The sequence below is a fragment of the Shewanella aestuarii genome, assembly GCF_011765625.1.
Taxonomy (GTDB): domain Bacteria; phylum Pseudomonadota; class Gammaproteobacteria; order Enterobacterales; family Shewanellaceae; genus Shewanella; species Shewanella aestuarii_A.
In genome coordinates this window covers 1,211,897-1,231,481 of record NZ_CP050313.1, presented here as the reverse complement: position 1 = coordinate 1,231,481, position 19,585 = coordinate 1,211,897, and the positions used below count along the sequence as shown (strand labels likewise).

The following is a 19,585-nucleotide window of genomic DNA, read 5'->3' as shown; positions in this document are numbered from 1 at the left end:
AATAGGTAGCAAGCATCAAGCCAAAAATTTAATCTAAATAAATCATAATATTAAGCTATAGCTAATATAACTTCTGCACTTAAAGGAGACCTTGTATGCACTATTATGCGGCAGTTAAATAATCACTAAAAACAATAAAGCCTACATTTTTGTAGGCTTTATGTCGGCTTTTTATAGCAAGCTTAACACTAATTAACCAATTCTTGCTTGAGTCGTTTTATAAACACATCAATATCTGCTTGACTGATATCCGCATGTGTCACTAAACGCAACTGCCGACTTGGGCTCACTTTAATGCCATGATGTAATAAGCCATGAGTTAGCTTTTGTGGATCGATGCGGGGATCGAGCGTAGCAAACACCATGTTAGTTTGCACATCAGCGATATTGACCTCAAACTCAGGGAGCTGGGCTAATAACTGGGCTAGGTACTGAGCGTTATCATGATCTTCCGCTAAACGCTCGACTTGCTCTGTTAACGCAAGCTTTGCTGCAGCCGCAATAATACCAGCCTGACGCATCCCCCGCCGAGCATTTTACGCCAACGAATCGCTTTTTTAATTAAACGCTCATCGCCTAATAAAATTGAGCCGACAGGAGCACATAAACCTTTAGATAAGCAAATAGACACTGAATCAAAATACTGGGTTATCTTCGCAATCGATACACCTTGTGCAACAGCCGCATTAGCCACTCTTGCACCATCAAGATGTATTTTAAGGTTACGATTAAACGCTAAGGCTTGCGCCTCGGCCAAATAGCTTTGTGATAACACTTTGCCACCAATGGTATTTTCAAGGCTTAAAAGCCTTGTTCTAGCAAAATGGACATCATCAGGTTTAATGGCGGCCTCTATATCTGCTAATAAAATACTCCCATCAGCTTGATTAGTTAATGGCTGGGGTTGAATACTTCCCAACACTGCAGCACCGCCGCCTTCAAACTTATAATTATGCGCTTGTTGCCCACAAAGATATTCATCTCCACGATCACAATGGGACATTAATGCAAGCAAATTAGCCTGAGTTCCTGAGCTGACAAATAATGCACTGTCAAAACCAAACATCTCAGCGGCCATATCTTGCAAGTCATTTACCGTAGGATCATCACCATAAACATCATCTCCAACAGGCGCATCAGCCATTGCACGGCGCATAGCTTGAGTAGGCTGCGTTACAGTGTCACTTCTAAAATCAATCATCAAAACTTATCTCGATTTACACATGGCAATATAACCGGCAGTTTATAACGATTAAGGTTGGCTTGCTGCAATTTTTGTTAACGCTGCCAATGCAAGATCATAATTTGGGTGATCGCTCACCTCTTTAACCAACTCTTGGTACTTAAGCTCACCATTAGCATCAATAATAAATATCGCTCTGGCAAGTAAACCACGGCTTTCAATCAACAACCCATATTGATTGGCAAAATTGCGCCAAACAGAATCTGATAACACTCTGATTTTATCTACACTCTCGGTTTGACAAAACCGCTTTTGTGCAAAAGGTAAATCAGTGCTAATGGTTAGCATAACCACGTCTTGATTAAATTTGGCAAACTCGCTATTAAAACGCTTAGTTTGTAGGGCGCATACTCCAGTATCTAAACTTGGCACGGCACTAATCAATACCGTTTTGCCTTTAAAGTCACTTAGGCTAACTGGATTAAATTTCTCATCGACAACGTTAAAGTCTGGTGCTGCTTGGTTGTTGGCTGGTAGCAATCCTGACAAGGTAACTTGCTTACCTCCCATGGTTACCACGGCACTTTCTTGTCCGTAGCTATTACTCATCAATAAAGTGGCTGACAAACCCATTGCAATAAGTATTGAGGTTAATTTCATGAAGTTCTCCGTGAACATGATTTTGTTTACTGTAAATGTTTGGTGTAGATGTAAAAAAACCAGCAGATGCTGGTTTTTAATACGAATAGATTGCACCTAAAGATTAGTTAGATGCTAATTCTTTTACATGTAAATCCATTTGTGGGAATGGAATTTCAATTTCAGCAGCATCTAGCGCATTTTTGATTTGCTCTAATACTTCAAAGCGTGCAGGCCAGTAATCACCATTGTTAACCCAAGGACGAACGACAAAGTTAATCGATGAATCTGCCAATTCAGCTAAACCTATGGTGTAGCCGGGATCTTTCAATACAAACTGGTTGTTGTCTAATACTTCAGCTAATACTTTTTTGGTTTTGGCGATATCAGAGGTATAACCCACGCCAATAACTAAATCGATACGACGCTTTTCCATAATAGAATAGTTAGTGATAGTACCATTCATGATTGCTGAGTTTGGTGCCACAATTAGTTTATTGTCGCCGGTACGAATTTTAGTTGAGAAAATAGTAATTTCATCAATCACACCAGCAACACCCGCAGCTTCAACAAAGTCACCAACTCGACATGGACGGAATAACACCATCAACACACCAGAGGCAAAGTTAGATAATGAGCCTTGTAACGCCAAACCAACAGCTAAACCCGCTGCACCAATTACGGCAACGAGTGAAGCAGTTTGTACACCAACTTGACCTAATGTTGCGATGACTGTGAATACAAAAACCACTGCCCATGCTAAATTTGCGACAAACGACACGACTGTTTGGTCTACTTTACGATTAGTTAAAATTTTGTCTGTCATGCGCTTTGCAACACCAGCAAAATATTTACCAACAATAAAAATAACCAATGCAGCTAATGCTTTAAGCCCATAAGTCATCAAGAACTCTGGTGCTTGTTGCATTAAACCTTCTAAACCTTCGAGGTTTTCCATTGTTTTACTCCCTTAAGATGCAGATTATTCTGCTGATATGATAAATTCGACCCGTCTATTACGCTGCCGCCCTTCGGTTGTGGCGTTATCAGCAACGGGTTGACTGTTACTCATTCCTTTGACAGAAATGTTTACAGGATCAAAATTAAACTGGTTTACTAATACTTGTTTAACGCTATTTGCTCTTGCCAAAGATAAAGCTTGATTTAATGTTTCACTGCCAAGTAAATCGGCATGGCCTACTAACAACAAACGTAACTGAGCGTTATTGGCAAAAAAATGCTGAACATTTTCAATCGCTGGCCATTGAGTAAGCAGCACATCATCTTTGCCAAAATCAAAATACACTGGCAACAATTGCTGTTGTAAACAATCTGCAACAGGATCTGCGCTGCCTTTGCAAAAGCTTGTTGAATCGTGAGCAGCTAACTCACCTGCTAGCATCTCATTGTTCTCATTTTGATTAGGATTAAATTCAGCTCCTAAACTTTGGACATCAACATTAGCAGGATCGATGCAACCATTAGCCATAACAGCCACTTTCAGCGGCGTATCTGGGCAAGCATCTTTTTTATCCGGTACGCCATCCATGTCGCTGTCCTGCCAAGCATTGGCTTGTGCCATAACAGCAATACATAAAATCAGCAATTTGTTTGAAATTAAGCTCATGATGCCCTCAAGAGATTAGGCAGAGTCAAAAAGAGGCCCTGACACCAACATTTTGTTGTTTTTCATTTGTTTGCAGCAAGCTTATTTCCAATCGTCACATTTTAACTTTTAGTTACATTTTTGCAAACAAATTAATATAAGTTGCAACCACAAATTCAGACGTCATGGTTGACTGATTTAAGTAATATGATCACTTACAACTTAATCGACATAGATATCGGCTAACTTGATAAATACCTTAGTGCAATTAAGTCATTTAGACAGTGCGGTAAATTATTGAACCTTCGAAAAAGCAAGTTTGTTGCTATGTATATCACTGTGACATAAGTATCATTTTTGAGGCGCTAAAAATAATACCGATACCCGCGCAAACATTGACTTATCAGGCTGTAAAAGGGTATATAAGGTGGACTTTTTGACGTTTTAATCAAAACGAGCGTTGAAATGATAATATTTATTATAAAAATTAATCAATAAATAGGTCGCAATTACATTGTTGGTTGTTTTGACAAGTTTTAACATTTTGTTTTAACAACACATGTATCGCAGGCTCTATATTGCAAACAACATTCTGCAATAAAACTTTTATTGCAGCCAATCACAAGCTTTAAGGTGGACACTTAATGAGTGAAGCAAAATCACCCGGAACGATGCTAGGGCATCCTAAAGGGTTGTTCCTGTTATTTACAACCGAGCTATGGGAACGCTTTAGTTACTACGCAATGCGTGCAATTTTAGTACTTTATTTGGTCGATAAAGTCGAAAGTCAAGGCGGTCACGGTTTAGGCTGGACTCAAGCTGACGCACTATCTTTATACGGTACTTTTACCGGTTTAGTTTATTTAACACCACTTATTGGTGGTTGGTTAGCGGATGCTTACTTAGGTCAACGTAAAGCTATCTATATTGGTGGCGCATTAATGGCTGCAGGCCAATTTATGCTTGGTACCCCCATGCTTGGATTCCGGGTATGGAAACCGAAATGTTCTACCTAGGCTTAGGTACATTAATTTTGGGTAACGGTTTATTCAAGCCAAATATCTCTACTATGGTAGGTGATTTATATGAAGAAGGTGATCACCGTCGTGATGGTGCATTTACCATTTTCTATATGGGTATCAACGTGGGTGCTTTCTTGTCAGGCATCGTTGTAGGCTCGGTTGTTGCCGCATACGATGGTAGCTATCAAGCAGGCTTTATTTGTGCGGGTATTGGTATGATTATTTCGTTGATCATTCAATTCTTATTCGCACAAAAGTTACTGGGTGACATTGGTACGGTTCCTGCCGCGAAACTTGAAAGAGAAAAGAATGCCGCTAAAGGCGAAGTTCGCAAAGAGCCACTCACCAAAATCGAGCGTGACCGCATTAAAGTGATCATGGTAATGGGTTTGTTCACCATTATCTTCTGGGCGGGTTTTGAACAAGCTGGTGGCTTAATGAACCTATTTACCAATAACTTTACTGATCGAATGATTGGTGATTGGGAAGTGCCTACCACTTGGTTCCAATCGTTGAACGCTATGTTCATTGTTATTTTCGCGCCTGTAATCGCATCTATTTGGGTACGATTAGGTAAAAATGAGCCAAACTCACCAGTTAAATTTGCCCTAGGTCTAGTACTACTAGGCATTGGTTTCTTATTTATGATTGGTGCAGTTTTAGAAATGGGCGGTGATGCTTCAGCTAAATCAAGCATGTGGTGGTTAGTCGGAGCCTATTTCTTCCATACCATGGGCGAGCTATGTTTATCACCAATCGGTCTTTCAATGGTCACTAAATTAGCTCCATTACGTATTGCATCATTAATGATGGGCGCATGGTTCTTATTTGTTGCGATTGCAAACAAGGTTGGCGGCGTTGTTGGTTCGTTAATCGGTCACGGTGGTGAAGTTGAAGAACAACTTGCTAACGCTATGTCTATTTTTGCTGGTATTGCAATTACCGCGGCTGTTTCTGGTGTAATTCTATACTTTATGTCTGACAAGTTAGTTGACTGGATGCACGGTGCTGAAGGCCACAACGAAACTGAAGAACAAGCATTAGAAGAAGAAATTGCTATAACCGCTGAACATGAGGCAATTAAGCGTTAGTGCTTAATTAACTATCTTTTAGTGGTAATAAATAAAAACCTCAACTTCATAGTTGAGGTTTTTATTTTAATAACAGATGGTTATATAAATAACAGCACGTAACTGGACAGAAATAGCTTAGGGAAAATGCGTGATAATGAGGCGGCTATTTTCGATAAGTTGTTTCGATAAGTCGTTATTCTACAATCAAAAATAAAACGCTGTTATCAAGTATTTTTACAAATTCGCATCAACAGTTTTTATTACGATTAATGCACTAATTCAATATTTTATCTAACTGAACCTGTAAAGACGGGTGATAGCCTTCACGCGCAGCGCAATATATATCCCTAACCTCTTGGGAGTACCCTGCTAATAACAACTCGGTGTAAAGTGGTTTGACAAATTTAGTTCGGCCTACTGTTGTTAAAAACTCACTTAAGTTGGGTAACACAGGATCGTAGTGATTTCGCACTGCGACTCTGAACCAATCGCAAGCAATTTCAGCATTTTGACTTTGGCTTAATTGGAAATGCTCATCTAAATCCATTAATTGCGCTTGTTTGATGACTTGTGGCAATTTATTCAAAAAGTACTGCCAATCATGAACACTCCAATCGCTGACATTCAGCTCATTTGCCTGGCACCCTTGTTCAAAAGCCGATAAGGCCAACTCAACTTTATCTAGGCTATTAGAGCTTGGCGGTGTAAACCATTGTGGTAACCCTTGGCCATATAGCCACTCCATAAGCTCTGCTTCTGATAACTTGTCACTGTGTTGTGTTAACAAGGTTTGCTGCATGTAAGCCAAAAAGGTTTCTGTGGTGATGGCTTTAAAGGCAAAGTGTTTCACATAGTTAAATAAGAATTGATCAAAGACTTCACGACCAAGACGAAGCTCTAACTCATGAACAAACATCGAGGCTTTATCATAAGTGAATCGATTAAATGCCAAGTTTGGATCACGGGTTTGCACATTTGCAGGCAAAGTTTGGTCGACTAAATCCGTGGACTGCATTTCAGCTTGTAAGCGATTGTATTCATTCACCCACTCTATATCGGCTTGCTCTTTTCCGTAAACGGCTTCAACAATACGATTGGTAAAATAGGTGGTAAAGCCTTCGTTAAGCCATAAATCTCGCCATGTGGCATTACTGACTAGGTTACCCGTCCATGAATGTGCTAGTTCATGTGCGACAGTCGACACCAAGCTTTTGTCACCCGCTATTAAAGTTGGAGTCATAAAGGCTAACATGGGATTTTCCATACCGCCAAATGGAAAGCTAGGTGGCAACACTATCATGTCATAACGTCCCCATAAGTAAGGCCCTAATAATGATTCGGCCACTAAAATCATTTCTTCGGTATCTTCAAACTCTTTAACCGCTTTGGCTAACATGCCAGGCTCAGTATAAATACCACTTCTAGGTCCCGTTGCTTCAAAGGCTAAATCCCCCACTGCAAGTGCTAATAAATGGGTTGGGATAGGTTTATCCATGTTAAAGACAAACATGCCATCAACAGGCATTTGTGGGTTGTTTGGCGCACTCATTACCGCACGCAGGCCATTGGTCACGGTTATCTGAGCATCAAATGTGACTCGCGCTTTTGGGGTATCTTGCAGCGGGATCCAACTACGGGCATTAATTGGCTGTGATTGACTGAACAAGTATGGCTGCTGCTTACCTAATGTTTGCTGTGGCGTTAGCCATTGCAACCCTTGGGCATGCACTGACGTTTTATATTGGATGGTCACAGCATTGATTTGATCATCAATTGCAATCACCAGCTTTTGCCCTAAAGTATCATTTACGGCGATGACTTCAGATTTGAGCGGATTGCCTTGGACGTCCGTTACCCCAAAAATGATTAAATCACGACAATCAACAATAAGCTTCGACACGCCCTCATTAATCTTGCTTTGATCTGAGCGAACACGAAAGAATTGTAACGTCACTTCACCCGATAAACATTGTTGATCAAAGTCGACGAATAAATTGAGTTTGAAATGATTGACTCTTATGTCGTCAGTATTGGCACTTGAGTGGTAGTCATGGGTGTTATCCCATGATGATGTTGATCGTAACACGATAACCTCGCTTTATATCAGCCATATAATTTTGCAATGTAGGGAACAAACCATAACATTTTAGGGCTAAATTTGCTGAATTTGGCGAGTTTCCATAAAAACTTAAAATTTTTTTATTTATTTTTGAACTTATCGAGAATTGCTGCGTCTGAGTATATGAACCGAATCTTTATTGAGTTTTTTGTTCATCATCATCCTCCCTTTCAGATAGTGTTTATGTCCTATCAACAAATTGCATATTGCAGTGATAGCAACCTCTAACCAGGTTGCTTTTTTTTTGCCTATGGTTATTCGTTTGCATTTTAATAACTCAATTTCGCATCGATTGAATTACTCATCATGAGGCTGAAATATTTTTAATTTTTTGGGAACTAATTCAACAACGCTAAGTCTTAGTATATGAACCGAATCTTTATTGAGTTTTTTGTTCATCATCATCCCCATTCAGATAGTATTTTTATCCTATCAACAAAATTGCATATTGCAGTGATAGCAACCTCTAATCAGGTTGCTTTTTTTTACCGCTTTCTTCATAGATAATCAGTAAATTAGCAATCAGGCGAGATGTTAACGCCATCATTGTGATTTGCCGTATTACACTCTGGCTGAACGCCTAATAATCCATAAAATAAATTATTTTGACTATTTTTAAATTGCTTGGGAACTTATCTAAAAAGTGTCAGTCATATACTGTGAACCGAATCTTTATTGAGTTTTTTGTTCATCATCATCCCCCATTCGATACGCCTTATGGCTATCATTTAAGAATTGCGAATTGCAGTGTCAGCAACCTAAACTAGGTTGCTTTTTTTTGTTTGAAATTTGACTTAACTTGTACTCACTTCCCATATTGCAATCTGGTATGTTATTGAGCATAGATACTAATATTCTGTCTAACTAGACTTAAATGTCGCGTACTATTTATCAGTCAATGTATCAGTCAATGGATTTTAAAATGGATTATTTGAGCATTAATAAATTAGGATGGGATAATCGAACCCGAATTCATCTAGCTTCAAAATTCTATGATGTCGATGGGTTCAAAAATGGCAAAACGTCACTTAACCCTATCGAATTGCAGCAACTTGGCAATGTTAACGGTAAATCTCTGTTACACCTTCAATGCCATTTTGGCTTAGATAGTCTGTCATGGTCTAGGTTAGGGGCAGAGGTTGTCGGTGTAGACTTATCATCCAGCGCCATCGAGCAAGCCAATATACTCAAAGAGTCTCTGGGCTTAAAAGCAAACTTTATTGAAAGCGATGTTTACCAATTTGGTGTTAACAATACGAAACAATTCGACATTGTGTTTACTTCATATGGTGTACTTTGCTGGCTACCTGATTTATCTGCATGGGCCAAAACAATTTCCAATGCGCTAAAAGTGGGTGGTGAATTTCACCTAGTGGAGTTTCATCCTTTTAACGATTTACTAAATGGTTACTCCTATTTTCCTACTGGAGAACCAGATATTGAAGAAGAAGGCACTTATACCGAAAATTGTGACGGGTCAAAATCAACAATGGTAACTTGGCCTCACTCCATCAGCGAAGTCATCAATGCCTTAGTTAATGAGGGGCTAAGCATAGAAAGTTTCTTTGAATACCCTTATAGCCCATACCATTGTTTTGATGGCTTAGAGTTTGTCGCTGACCATGGCTATCAAATGCGATATAAAGGGCAGCAAGTCCCCTTGGTCTATTCAATCAAAGCCCGTAAAACGGCAAGAATTTAGATCCTTTATCGCCCGTCTGCATCTTTCAATTATTCTCAATACAAAAGCAAAAGGCCTCACAAAGAGGCCTTTTTTAAGTTGATATGTTTGATTTACAAACGAATACCCGCTTTTTCTAAATCTTTGGCAACAACGCTAGTCGGTAACGGGACATAACCATCTTTTTCAACTACTTGCTGACCTTGCTTAGACAAAATATAGCGAATAAATTCACGATCCATTGGCGATAAATCTTTATTTGGATGCTTGTTAATATAAACATATAAGTAACGAGATAATGGGTAACTTCCGTTAGCCGCGTTAGCTTCTGTTGCTTCAACATACTTATCGCCATTTTTAGAGATAGCGATGGCTTTAACACCAGCCGTTTTGTAACCAATTCCTGAATATCCAATTGCATTCAATGATTGTGAAACTGATTGAACAACAGATGCAGAGCCTGGTTGCTCATTTACGTTAGCTTTAAAGTCACCTTTACATAAGGCTTTTTCTTTAAAGTAACCATAAGTACCTGATACCGAGTTACGACCATATAATTGCACATCTTTAGCCGCCCAGTTACCGTCTAAACCTAACTCGCCCCAACGATTGATTTCTTGTCCACCACATTTATTGGTAGAGGAGAAAATGCTGTCAATCTGTTCAATGCTCAAGCCTTTTACTGGATTATCTTTATGAACAAATACCGCTAACGCATCAATAGCGACACGAATTGCAGTCGGTTGATAGCCGAAATGCTTTTCAAATGACTCGATCTCATTTGGCTTCATTTTGCGGCTCATTGGACCAAACTGTGCAGTCCCCTCAGTTAATGCTGGTGGCGCAGTAGAAGAACCCGCAGCTTGAATTTGGATGTTCACATTTGGATAAATGTGTTTAAACTCTTCAGCCCATAGAGTCATCATGTTAGCTAACGTATCTGAACCGACTGAAGACAAGTTACCTGAAACACCGCTTGTTTTTTGATATACAGGTAAAGTTTCATCTAACGCTGCCATAGATGCAGCTGAGAACACACCAGCGGCTGTTAACGTAATTGCGCCGACAAGTTTTTTAAGTTTCATTGTATTGCTCCAAATTAAGCGTACTAAATATTTTCAACACGGTCAGTATCAACTTCATTGATGACAACTCTATTACTTTGATATGACAGTTAGATGACAGGGACAGTAAAAATCTAAAACCACAGGAACAAAAATGCCGTCAGCATAGACGGCATTCGGTTATTCACCCTTTAGGGTAAATAATATCAATGGTTACCCATCTAAATATGTTCTAGTAAATGCATTGGGATCACAAAGCTAAATGTACTGCCTTTGCCTATTTCACTACTTACCTTCAATTCACTGTGATGATGGCTTAATGCATGCTTAACAATGGCTAACCCAAGACCGCTGCCACCGGTTTGACTAGATCGGGCATTATCTACTCGATAGAACCGCTCTGTTAATCGATTAATATGCTGCGGTGGTATACCGACACCGGTATCAGTTACTGAGAATCTAGCTCCCGTTGCCACACGATGCCAACGAATGGTCACAGTGCCGCCCGGTGAGGTATAACGGATTGCATTAGATACCAAATTAGAACATGCACTTAATAACTGCATTTCATCTCCATGCACATTTAAATGAGGTTCACACTCAAAAACCAGATGATAGTTATCCATTGCCAGCGCTTTGGCTTCTTGCTGCAATTGGCTGATCATATGGCTCATATTCACCGTTTTAGACAAATCTATATTAGCACCAGCTTCAATACGAGACAGTGCCAACAGCTGCTCGACCATAGATTGCATCCGAGTAGCTTGCTGTTGCATTAACTTAAGCGGCTTTTGGTTGGGAGATTGCTCATCCTCCATGGATTGCATGATTTCAAGATAACCTTGCAGTACGGTTAATGGGGTTTTAAGTTCATGAGAGACATTAGCGACAAAGTCTTTTCGCATACTTTCTAATTGGTGAATGCGAGTTATATCACGTGCCATAAGCAATAACTGGCCATCACCATAAGGCATTAAACGTAGCTCTAATAGTCGATTTTCCGATACTGGTGATTGGATCTCTAATGGCTCTATAAACTTACCTGCGAGCAAATAAGCGGAAAAATCTGGATGTCGAATAAGGTTATCAATACGCTGACCATTATCTTGGGGCCATACAAAGCCTAAAATTAACTGCGCCAATTTATTGCACCACAAAATGTTGAGCTCAGCATCAAGCACCACAGCAGCATCAGGCAAGGCTTCGGCCCCTTGTCGAAAACGGCCTAGCAATGCTGCTAATTGCCCTACTCGTCGGCGGTTTTTGCCCTGCAAACGATAAATACCATTAAAAATGCTTTCCCAACTGCCTAAGCCTTGTGGCGGGGTCAGTTTTTTATCTTTCCATAACCAAAAACTTAGACGAGAAATTTGACGGTAATGCCAATAAAGAAGAACCAGTGAGCCAATTAAAACGGTAAGGGTAATGTTGTCGAATAACCAGCCAACAAACACCAGCAATAACAGCATCAAACTAAGGCGAAACAACAGACGAAAGCCTGAATAAGAATCCAACATAGGCAACCTATTTGGCATGTAGCATAGATAACACCACCCTATGCTACGCTAAAATAAGGCAAATGCAGCCACAAAAAACATAAAATATGTGGCTAGATTAGCAAATTACATACGGGTTGAAAATCGATACCCTGCGCCACGTACAGTTTGTATCAACTTATCATAACCACCTTGCTCTACCGCTTTACGCAAGCGACGAATATGCACATCTACGGTGCGATCTTCGACGTAAACATTGGTACCCCAAACATTATCAAGCAATTGTTCACGGCTATAGACACGCTCTGGGTGGGTCATGAAAAAGTGCAGTAATCTGAATTCCGTTGGGCCCATATCCAATACTTCATCACCCATAGAAACACGATGACTAACAGGGTCTAATTGCAACCCTTGTACATTAATGGTTTCTTCTAACCGAGTGGGGGCACTACGACGAAGTACCGCTTTTATACGTGCGACCAATTCTTTAGGCGAAAAAGGCTTGGTTATATAATCGTCAGCACCAACCTCTAAGCCTTTTACTTTGTCTTCCTCTTCCCCGCGGGCTGTTAGCATAATAATAGGGATTTGACGGGTAAACTCATCTTGCTTTAAACGCTTAGCCAGTTGAATACCACTACCGCCAGGGAACATCCAATCTAATAGAATCAAATCTGGGTAAGGTTCAGCTAATAACTCAATAGCTGAATCAAAGTCTTCTGCTGCAGCGGTTGTAAATCCATGTTGATCCATCACAAATGTCAGCATCTCACGGATAGCTGATTCATCTTCTACAATTAAAATCCTTGCTGTCATATTCGCTTCTATACAGTTATTTGCCACGATGACTATTATTGGTCACTTTTGTGACAGTATTATGAACCTAAGCATGATTATTACCAATGGTATTATTTTATCTAATATCATTGTGCTGCATACCAATAAACACTAATCATTTTAGGAACAAGTAAAAAAGGAGCCGCAGCTCCTTTAGTTAGTATCAAATGTGTTATTAAAACTTGTGCTCTAAACCAATACCAACATAGCTATCATCAGTATCGATTGACTCAAATGTATTGCTGGTATAAAAAGCAAATACTTTAGTTGGCTTGGCTAGCTTGTAATCAACCCCAACAGACCATGAATCACCCTTGTTTTCCATATCTTGGTACTGCGCTTTTAAAGTTGTATCTTCAATGTCATACGCTGCGCTAAATAAATAGCCATTATCAGTCACATTAGAATCTAACTTCTCTTGTTGTTGATACATACCACCTAACACTAAACCAACCACTTTGCCTTGGATAGTGGCGCGCAAGGTGTCATAACCTTTCACTTTAGAGTCATAAGCTACAGCAGCATAAACTGGAGTATTTTTTAATTTTGCATCACCGTACATAGCGGCAACGCTCACACCACTGTCACCATCAGATTTCGCTTTTTGATCGCTATCTGCATCCGCAACATAAGTCACACCAAATTGGAAGTCAGCAAACATAGGTGTCATATAAGCTGCGGTTTGTGCCATACGGTTATCACCAACAAACACATTTTTTAAATCACCAGCAAGATCACCAAATTGATCAACTTTACCTTGAGATACTTTTAAGACCGTATCATTACGACCTACAGATACAGAACCAAAGTTACCTTTTAAGCCTACAAATTGATTACGGGCTTTAAAATTTTCTTTTGCATCATCGCCGGTATCTACTTCATACTCAATCGTGTAAAAAGCTTGTAAATCATTACCTAAATCAAAGTCTCCTTTAACACCAAAGCGAGAAGCATTACTTTGAATAGACGTTTCCGTCTCACCTTGAACATCGTTAGATTGAGCTGTTATGTTTAATTTACCGTAAACTTGAAGTGGATCAGCAGCATAAGCACTTGAAACAGTTGTAGCAGCAATTGCTGATGCAATTAGGGTTTGAGTAAATAAGTTCATCATTTCATCCTTTGGACATGCTATTTCGTCATGAGTTTGTTATTTCGGAACGAGCGGAAGTTTGCCTTCAGAATGTTTCAGAAATATTTCAATTATTAACAAATCTCCTACCAAGCAAAATTTACCCCTAACTGAGTTCATGTTAACTTTTGAATTTTATGACTAATTTCACACTTAACTGCTTTGTGACATTTTTATTAAACCTCACTAATTGAGTGTTCAACGAGACAAAAACCGCTGTTTACCCCAGACAACAGATGCCGTAAACTGCGTGACCAAATGTTTAATTATTCAATGAGTGTCTTCCTATGTGGTTTAAAAATCTCACCCTTTATCGTTTCAATAAACCGTTTTCTACTGACACAGAAACCCTAGAAAAAGCCTTGGCTGATTTCACTTTCTCTCCTTGTACCAGCCAAGATATCAGCAAGTTTGGTTTTTCTAATGCTTTAGGCAAAAAAGGCCATTCATTAGTCCATAGTGCTGAAAATCGTCATCTTATTTGCGTGACAAAAGAAGAGAAAATTCTACCGGGACAAGTCATCAAAGAAGCTATTGATGAAAAAGTGGCTGAAATTGAAGAGCTAGAAAGCCGTAAAGTGACCAAAAAAGAAAAAGATGCCATGAAAGATGAGATCACAACCACGCTATTACCTCGTGCATTTTCTCGTCGTAGTCAAACTCATGCATTAATCTTACCTGAGCTCGACATGATCTTAGTTGATAGCTCAAGTGCAACCAAAGCAGAAGAGTTATTAGCCTTATTACGCAAAGCATTAGGTAGCCTGCCAGTTATCCCGCTGAGCTACACTAAACCTGTAGAACAAACCTTAACCGAGTGGCTACAAGCTGGCGAAGCACCACAACCGTTTGAAATGCAAGATGAAGCAGAATTAAAGTCTGATTCAGAAGAAGGCGGCATTGTGCGCTTTAAACAACAGGTTTTACAAGAAGATGAAGTCTTAGCCCATATTGCTACCGGCAAACAAGTGCATAAATTAGCATTGCATTTTGCTCAATCGGTCGCCTTTGTGATGCAATCTGATGCCTCCATAAAACGCGTGAAGTTTTCTGAAGAATTCAGAGCGGGTAATGACGATTTAGGTAATGAAGATCCATTAGCGCGATTAGATGCAGACTTTGCCTTAATGGGCAGCGAGCTAGTTGCCTTTATCCAAGCTTTGCATGGTGCCTTTGGTCCAATGGAAGAAAGCATTTAAGGTAAGAATTACCCTTTATAGACATATAAATTGCCCATCTGTTGATGGGCAAATTATTGACAGGTTTACAGGTTTACAGGTTTACAGGTTTACAGGTTTACAGGTTTACTTATCAGTTTCGATATAGTTGCCATCATTATCAAATGGCCAATCTATACCTAGCCAAGCTTTTAAAAATGCTTTTTGCTCAGCGGTTACATTATCGACTGGCGTAATTTTTTGCTCACCTTTAGGCTGCTCGACCAAAGTGAGTGTTCGCATAACCAATTTGTCATTATTAAATACGCTTAGTTCAATCGACTCACCCGCCTTAAAATCGGCTAAACGCTTTTCCCAACCGCTGGCTGTTACTTTTAAACCGTTAACCGCAACCACCTCATCACCAGCATTAACGCCCGCTTTCCAAGCAGGGCCATCTTTATAAACTGTCGCAATCGTTAAATCATTATGATTACCGGTTAATTTCAGCCCGGCGCTCATCTCAGACTTGGCTTTCTCACCATAGCCGATCTGTAAACCCGCTTTAAGTAACATGGCATCAAAGTCCAAACTCACAGGCTGAGCAACATTTTGCTGCCACCATGGTTGATAATCTTTTCCTGATAATTCTGCCAATATCGATTTGATATCTTCAACGTTATATCCCATTGGGATTTTAAAATCTTGATAAAGCTTTCTATGCACATCGCGGTAAGAATGGGCTAAATCAGTATCAGACAGTAAACTAAAATCAAGTGATAACGAGGTTAAATACCCTTCCGAGTATATATTCACGCTATGGTTTACCGCATAATCCCCCAAGTGCTACTCCACTGACCAAGGCTGGCTTCTGCAATAGATTGCACCTGACGGCCAGGATTAAATTGATTATTGGTAATACGAAGACTTAAATCTTCAAAAAACTCTTGTGCACTAATAACATCGGCACGCAGTAATAACTGATTTTGAAAATAACTGGTGGAACCTTCTGCAACCCACAGTAATTCGGTCATATTCTCAGATTGGTAATCATAAGGAACCAAACCTTGAGGACGATATGCTTTAACGTTCCAAGTATGAATAAACTCGTGCGACGCGGTACTAATAAATCTTAAATAGTCTTTTCGCTCGCGAAAATTAAAACGCGGCAATTGGATAACGGTAGAATTTAAATGCTCAGTCGCACCACGTGCGCCACTAGTAGCATGGATCATATAAACATAACGCTCAAAGGGATAACCATCCCATATGGCACTCGCTTGATGGCTAATTTTTTCTAAATCGGTCACAATTTGTTGGGTGTCGTAGTTGCCTTCCCCCCAAAATATCACCTCATATTTGCGATCATTAGCTTCAAACTCAAAATATTGATTAATACCGGTTTCGATTGGTGAATCGACCAGCACATCATAATTATCAGCAACAAAAGAATGTGCTTTACGGCCGTTCTTCATGCCTGAGTGGCTTTTCCATCCTTTGGGCACGTCCATGTTTACGGTAACGGCCTCGTCTCGAAAGCTTGGGCTATACATAAAAATGCCACTGGCATCTAAATAAGCATGGCTGTTATCGATATGACGCAAGCGATCACCTAATTCATTAGCATACACTTGATAACTCACCGACACTTGGGTTGGTGTCGTTAATGCAACTTGCCATTCACCACTGGCAGTGCGAGTCCAGGGTAAGGCCTGTCCCTTACTGTCAGTGACATTGAATAAGCGGATCCCATCGGCGATAGGTAATACTTCATAGCGGCCAGTACGCCAAACAGGTAAGTTAATAATAAGCTTATCCGCATCAGATTTGGGAAAGGTTACCGAAACCTTAGCTAAATGATGTTGTGGTTGAGTCAAATCAATATGATATTTTACATCTGCCCATGCCGAATAACTCAAACTGGCAAAAAATAAGGCGCTACTGGTGGTGATTGCAATAACGGAGGGTTTCACGCTTGCTTCCTTCTGATATTATTTTATAAAATTTTGATGAGCAGTAAATTTTTTATGCTGCTAAAAAACAAGATATTTTGCTTTAAATCAAAAAGTATAACAATGTATGCTGTTGGCCTCAGCAATAAACAACATTAGTTTACAATTTATTAGTTATTTCGGTGTATCAAGGAAGGTTTTGGGGTTATGAAGCAGTTTATTAGTCAATGTTTGCTGATTTTTATCATGTTTACTACATATGCATTGGCTAATGATATGGAGCAACAAGAAATTGTGTTTCGTGAAAACCCGCAAACACTTTACGAGCAATTAATGGGTTCTGCACAACCGCCTTTTTCATTTACTAACCTAGCAGAATTTGAACAACTGGCTAATCAACGCAATTTATCCAGTACAGAACTTATTCAACAGATGATTTTACTGGCAAGATTAAATCTTGAGACCAACTTATATATTGACACTAAGTATGATGATGCCCAAACCTTAATCGATCAGCTAGATATAGTGGTCACAACCCTTTAGATAAAGCCGTTGTCATCATGCTTAAAGGCCGCATAAAAGCCCGTGTATCACAAGAATATCAATATGCAATTAACCAATATAATGATGCATTAAACAAAGTCAGTACCGATGTCTCATTAGCCGCAACGCTATTCAAATTTACTATTCATGAACACTTAAGCAGCTTACACGGGTTAATATTGCAACCCACTCCAGCTTTAACCCATTTAAATCGTTATCGTGAAATCGCTTATCAATTGCGTAATGACTACTTTATTGCCAGTGCTGAATTAATGCTAGGACGCTACTATAATCGCGTCAGTGAACAAGCTAAATCGCTGCAGCATTACACCGAAGCATTTAGAGTTAGTAGCCGCACTCGTTATTCCGGTTTAAAAGCCATGGCACAATTAAACCTTGCTAGAACCTACCGAGACCTCGACCAATGGGATGAAGCGCTCAAGCATGCCCATGATGCTGCGATAAGCTTTCAAGAACTCGGCAGGGGCCCCTATGTATCGGAAGCCTTTGTAGTTATCGCCATGACTTATGCCGCCCAAGAAAAGTGGAATAAAGCCATTGATCATTATTTAAATGCGCAACAAATAAATGAAGATTTAGGTAATGAGTTAGCGCAAGCTTTAGCAAATCATAATATTGCTGAAGCCTACTACAACTTAAATAACCCAAGCGCTGCGTTGACCTATATCAATATGGCTAACGAGATATTTAGAGCCAAAAATGTAAAACATTATTTGGTAGCAAATGAGTCCTTGTATGCTCAAATCCTTATCAAACAACAAATGTGGCCACAAGCTATTGAGCATGCCAACCAATCATTAGCCATAGCAAGAGAAAAAGGCTTAATTGAGCAAGAGTTAGAATCGCTAAAGCATTTATCAACTGCATATCGCAATTCTGGCGAACTAAATTTAGCCCTTGATGTGATTGATAACATCATTGCGTTAACCCAAGCTCAGGAAAAGCAGAAACATGAGACTAACAGTGACAACAACACTGAACTAACAGAGCAAAAATTAAAGTTCGAATTAGGCTTACAACAAGCTAAGTTAAGCCAAAAATTAATGATAATCAGCAAAAGCAATTTATTATCATTTTGCTGATCATGCTTTGTATTATTATGACAATGGTATTACTGATCGCCCTGAGCCGCTCGCAAAAAATTATCAAATCACAACGTCGATACAAAAAACTATATTCATTAGATCCTATGACAGAGCTAAATGGATTACGAGCTTGTATTCAAAGGTTAAAACACACTCCTAATGTTGACATTAAATCTTTTGCGCTAATCAAAATTGATGCTTTAACCCATATCGATGTTAACTTGGGAATGAGTGAATCAATGCAAGTATTACGTACAAAAATTAGCGAGCTAAGTCAACTTCTAGATGCAGATATTTACGTGATTAAACCTGGTCAAATCGCTTGCTGTTTTAATCATACCATCGAAGCTAGCATGATTTATCAAACAGTTACGGATTACCTGCGCCAAACAACCTTTAGCAACCCTATTATCCCAAGCTTTCACTCACATCATCAAACTCACAACATTTATATTGGCCACATTCACTTACCCTTGTTGGCGAATCATGATGTTTATATTTCCCCAGAACAGCATTTTGAAACAACCCAATTTGCGCTAGGTACTGCGATGACACAACAACAAAGTACCTATGTCTCATTAAAAACACTCAATTTTGCACCCGCGGCAATTTTTAGTGCGCCTTTATACTTAAACCTTACACAAGCGATGAAACGAGGAATAATAAAGGCAGAAAGTAATCAGCTGATTACTGAAGATGACTGGCCAAAGTAAGCCATAATTTAATAACACCGAAATAACCAATAAAGTCGAATCACCTTATTAAGTGATTGCTTATAAAACTGTTTTAGTATTACTTAACATTTTAAGCCTTAACACTGACTGCCTCCTACTATATGAACAAATATTAAGCAGATGCTCTCAGCAATCTTAGAATAGGCATATTTTCGATATGCCTAACTAACGCTTTGTTATAATATTGCTAAACTTGATGCAGTAAGTATTTTTAGACTTACAAAACCATCTTCTTTTTTAG

At 39.4% G+C, this 19,585-nt stretch carries 13 protein-coding genes and 3 pseudogenes; 6 read left to right on the top strand and 10 right to left on the bottom strand.

Annotation, left to right across the window (positions count from 1 at the left end; genetic code table 11):
* Positions 1-188: 188 nt before the first annotated feature.
* The 4 genes and pseudogenes from ltaE to HBH39_RS05650 form a co-directional block, all read right to left on the bottom strand.
* A pseudogene (gene ltaE / locus HBH39_RS05665) lies at positions 189-1,201 on the bottom strand (low-specificity L-threonine aldolase).
* Between the two features lie 51 nt (positions 1,202-1,252).
* Positions 1,253-1,843: a thiol peroxidase gene (tpx, locus tag HBH39_RS05660; protein WP_167676414.1), complete on the bottom strand. Its 591-nt coding sequence runs from the start codon at positions 1,841-1,843 to the stop codon at positions 1,253-1,255.
* Positions 1,844-1,946: 103 nt separating this feature from the next.
* Positions 1,947-2,780, bottom strand: coding sequence for a mechanosensitive ion channel family protein (locus HBH39_RS05655; protein ID WP_167676412.1), 834 nt, complete (start codon positions 2,778-2,780; stop codon positions 1,947-1,949).
* A gap of 24 nt (positions 2,781-2,804) precedes the next feature.
* Positions 2,805-3,449 carry an OmpA family protein gene (locus HBH39_RS05650; RefSeq protein WP_167676410.1) on the bottom strand — a complete coding sequence of 215 codons (645 nt, stop codon included), beginning with the start codon at positions 3,447-3,449 and terminating at the stop codon, positions 2,805-2,807.
* Between the two features lie 623 nt (positions 3,450-4,072).
* On the opposite strand from HBH39_RS05650, the pseudogene HBH39_RS05645 reads away from it, so the two are divergent.
* Positions 4,073-5,541: pseudogene (locus HBH39_RS05645) on the top strand (peptide MFS transporter).
* Positions 5,542-5,797: 256 nt separating this feature from the next.
* On the opposite strand, the gene HBH39_RS05640 reads toward HBH39_RS05645, so the two are convergent.
* A complete protein-coding gene (locus HBH39_RS05640) occupies positions 5,798-7,609 on the bottom strand; it encodes a M1 family metallopeptidase (RefSeq protein WP_167676408.1) in 1,812 nt (603 codons plus the stop codon).
* A 955-nt stretch (positions 7,610-8,564) separates the two neighbouring features.
* On the opposite strand from HBH39_RS05640, the gene HBH39_RS05635 reads away from it, so the two are divergent.
* The gene (locus HBH39_RS05635) at positions 8,565-9,344 is read left to right on the top strand and encodes a class I SAM-dependent methyltransferase (protein ID WP_167676406.1); all 780 of its coding nucleotides are present in this window, start codon (positions 8,565-8,567) and stop codon (positions 9,342-9,344) included.
* A 92-nt stretch (positions 9,345-9,436) separates the two neighbouring features.
* On the opposite strand, the gene HBH39_RS05630 is transcribed toward HBH39_RS05635, so the two are convergent.
* From HBH39_RS05630 to HBH39_RS05615, 4 genes are all read right to left on the bottom strand, one after another.
* Positions 9,437-10,408 carry a PstS family phosphate ABC transporter substrate-binding protein gene (locus HBH39_RS05630; RefSeq protein WP_167676404.1) on the bottom strand — a complete coding sequence of 324 codons (972 nt, stop codon included), beginning with the start codon at positions 10,406-10,408 and terminating at the stop codon, positions 9,437-9,439.
* A 200-nt stretch (positions 10,409-10,608) separates the two neighbouring features.
* The gene (gene phoR / locus HBH39_RS05625; protein WP_167676402.1) at positions 10,609-11,904 is read right to left on the bottom strand and encodes a phosphate regulon sensor histidine kinase PhoR; all 1,296 of its coding nucleotides are present in this window, start codon (positions 11,902-11,904) and stop codon (positions 10,609-10,611) included.
* Positions 11,905-12,009: 105 nt separating this feature from the next.
* Positions 12,010-12,699, bottom strand: coding sequence for a phosphate regulon transcriptional regulator PhoB (gene phoB / locus HBH39_RS05620; protein WP_167676400.1), 690 nt, complete (start codon positions 12,697-12,699; stop codon positions 12,010-12,012).
* Between the two features lie 196 nt (positions 12,700-12,895).
* Positions 12,896-13,834 carry a porin gene (locus HBH39_RS05615; RefSeq protein WP_167676398.1) on the bottom strand — a complete coding sequence of 313 codons (939 nt, stop codon included), beginning with the start codon at positions 13,832-13,834 and terminating at the stop codon, positions 12,896-12,898.
* A gap of 305 nt (positions 13,835-14,139) precedes the next feature.
* Here HBH39_RS05615 and rdgC point away from each other — a divergent pair, with 305 nt between their 5' ends.
* Positions 14,140-15,051 (top strand): recombination-associated protein RdgC, encoded by a 912-nt coding sequence (gene rdgC, locus HBH39_RS05610; RefSeq protein WP_167676396.1) that lies wholly within the window; start codon positions 14,140-14,142, stop codon positions 15,049-15,051.
* Between the two features lie 105 nt (positions 15,052-15,156).
* On the opposite strand, the pseudogene HBH39_RS05605 reads toward rdgC, so the two are convergent.
* Positions 15,157-16,982, bottom strand: a pseudogene (locus tag HBH39_RS05605) (M61 family metallopeptidase).
* Positions 16,983-17,168: 186 nt separating this feature from the next.
* Between HBH39_RS05605 and HBH39_RS05600 the strand changes: the two are divergent.
* From HBH39_RS05600 to HBH39_RS05590, 3 genes are read left to right on the top strand one after another with little or no spacing between them, the layout of a single operon-like run.
* On the top strand, positions 17,169-17,504 hold the full coding sequence (locus HBH39_RS05600) for a hypothetical protein (RefSeq protein WP_167676394.1): 336 nt from the start codon (positions 17,169-17,171) through the stop codon (positions 17,502-17,504).
* A 17-nt stretch (positions 17,505-17,521) separates the two neighbouring features.
* Positions 17,522-18,607 carry a tetratricopeptide repeat protein gene (locus HBH39_RS05595; RefSeq protein ID WP_167676392.1) on the top strand — a complete coding sequence of 362 codons (1,086 nt, stop codon included), beginning with the start codon at positions 17,522-17,524 and terminating at the stop codon, positions 18,605-18,607.
* A gap of 17 nt (positions 18,608-18,624) precedes the next feature.
* Complete coding sequence (locus tag HBH39_RS05590) at positions 18,625-19,323, top strand: hypothetical protein (RefSeq protein WP_167676390.1); 699 nt, start codon at positions 18,625-18,627, stop codon at positions 19,321-19,323.
* The last annotated feature ends 262 nt before the right edge of the window (positions 19,324-19,585 follow it).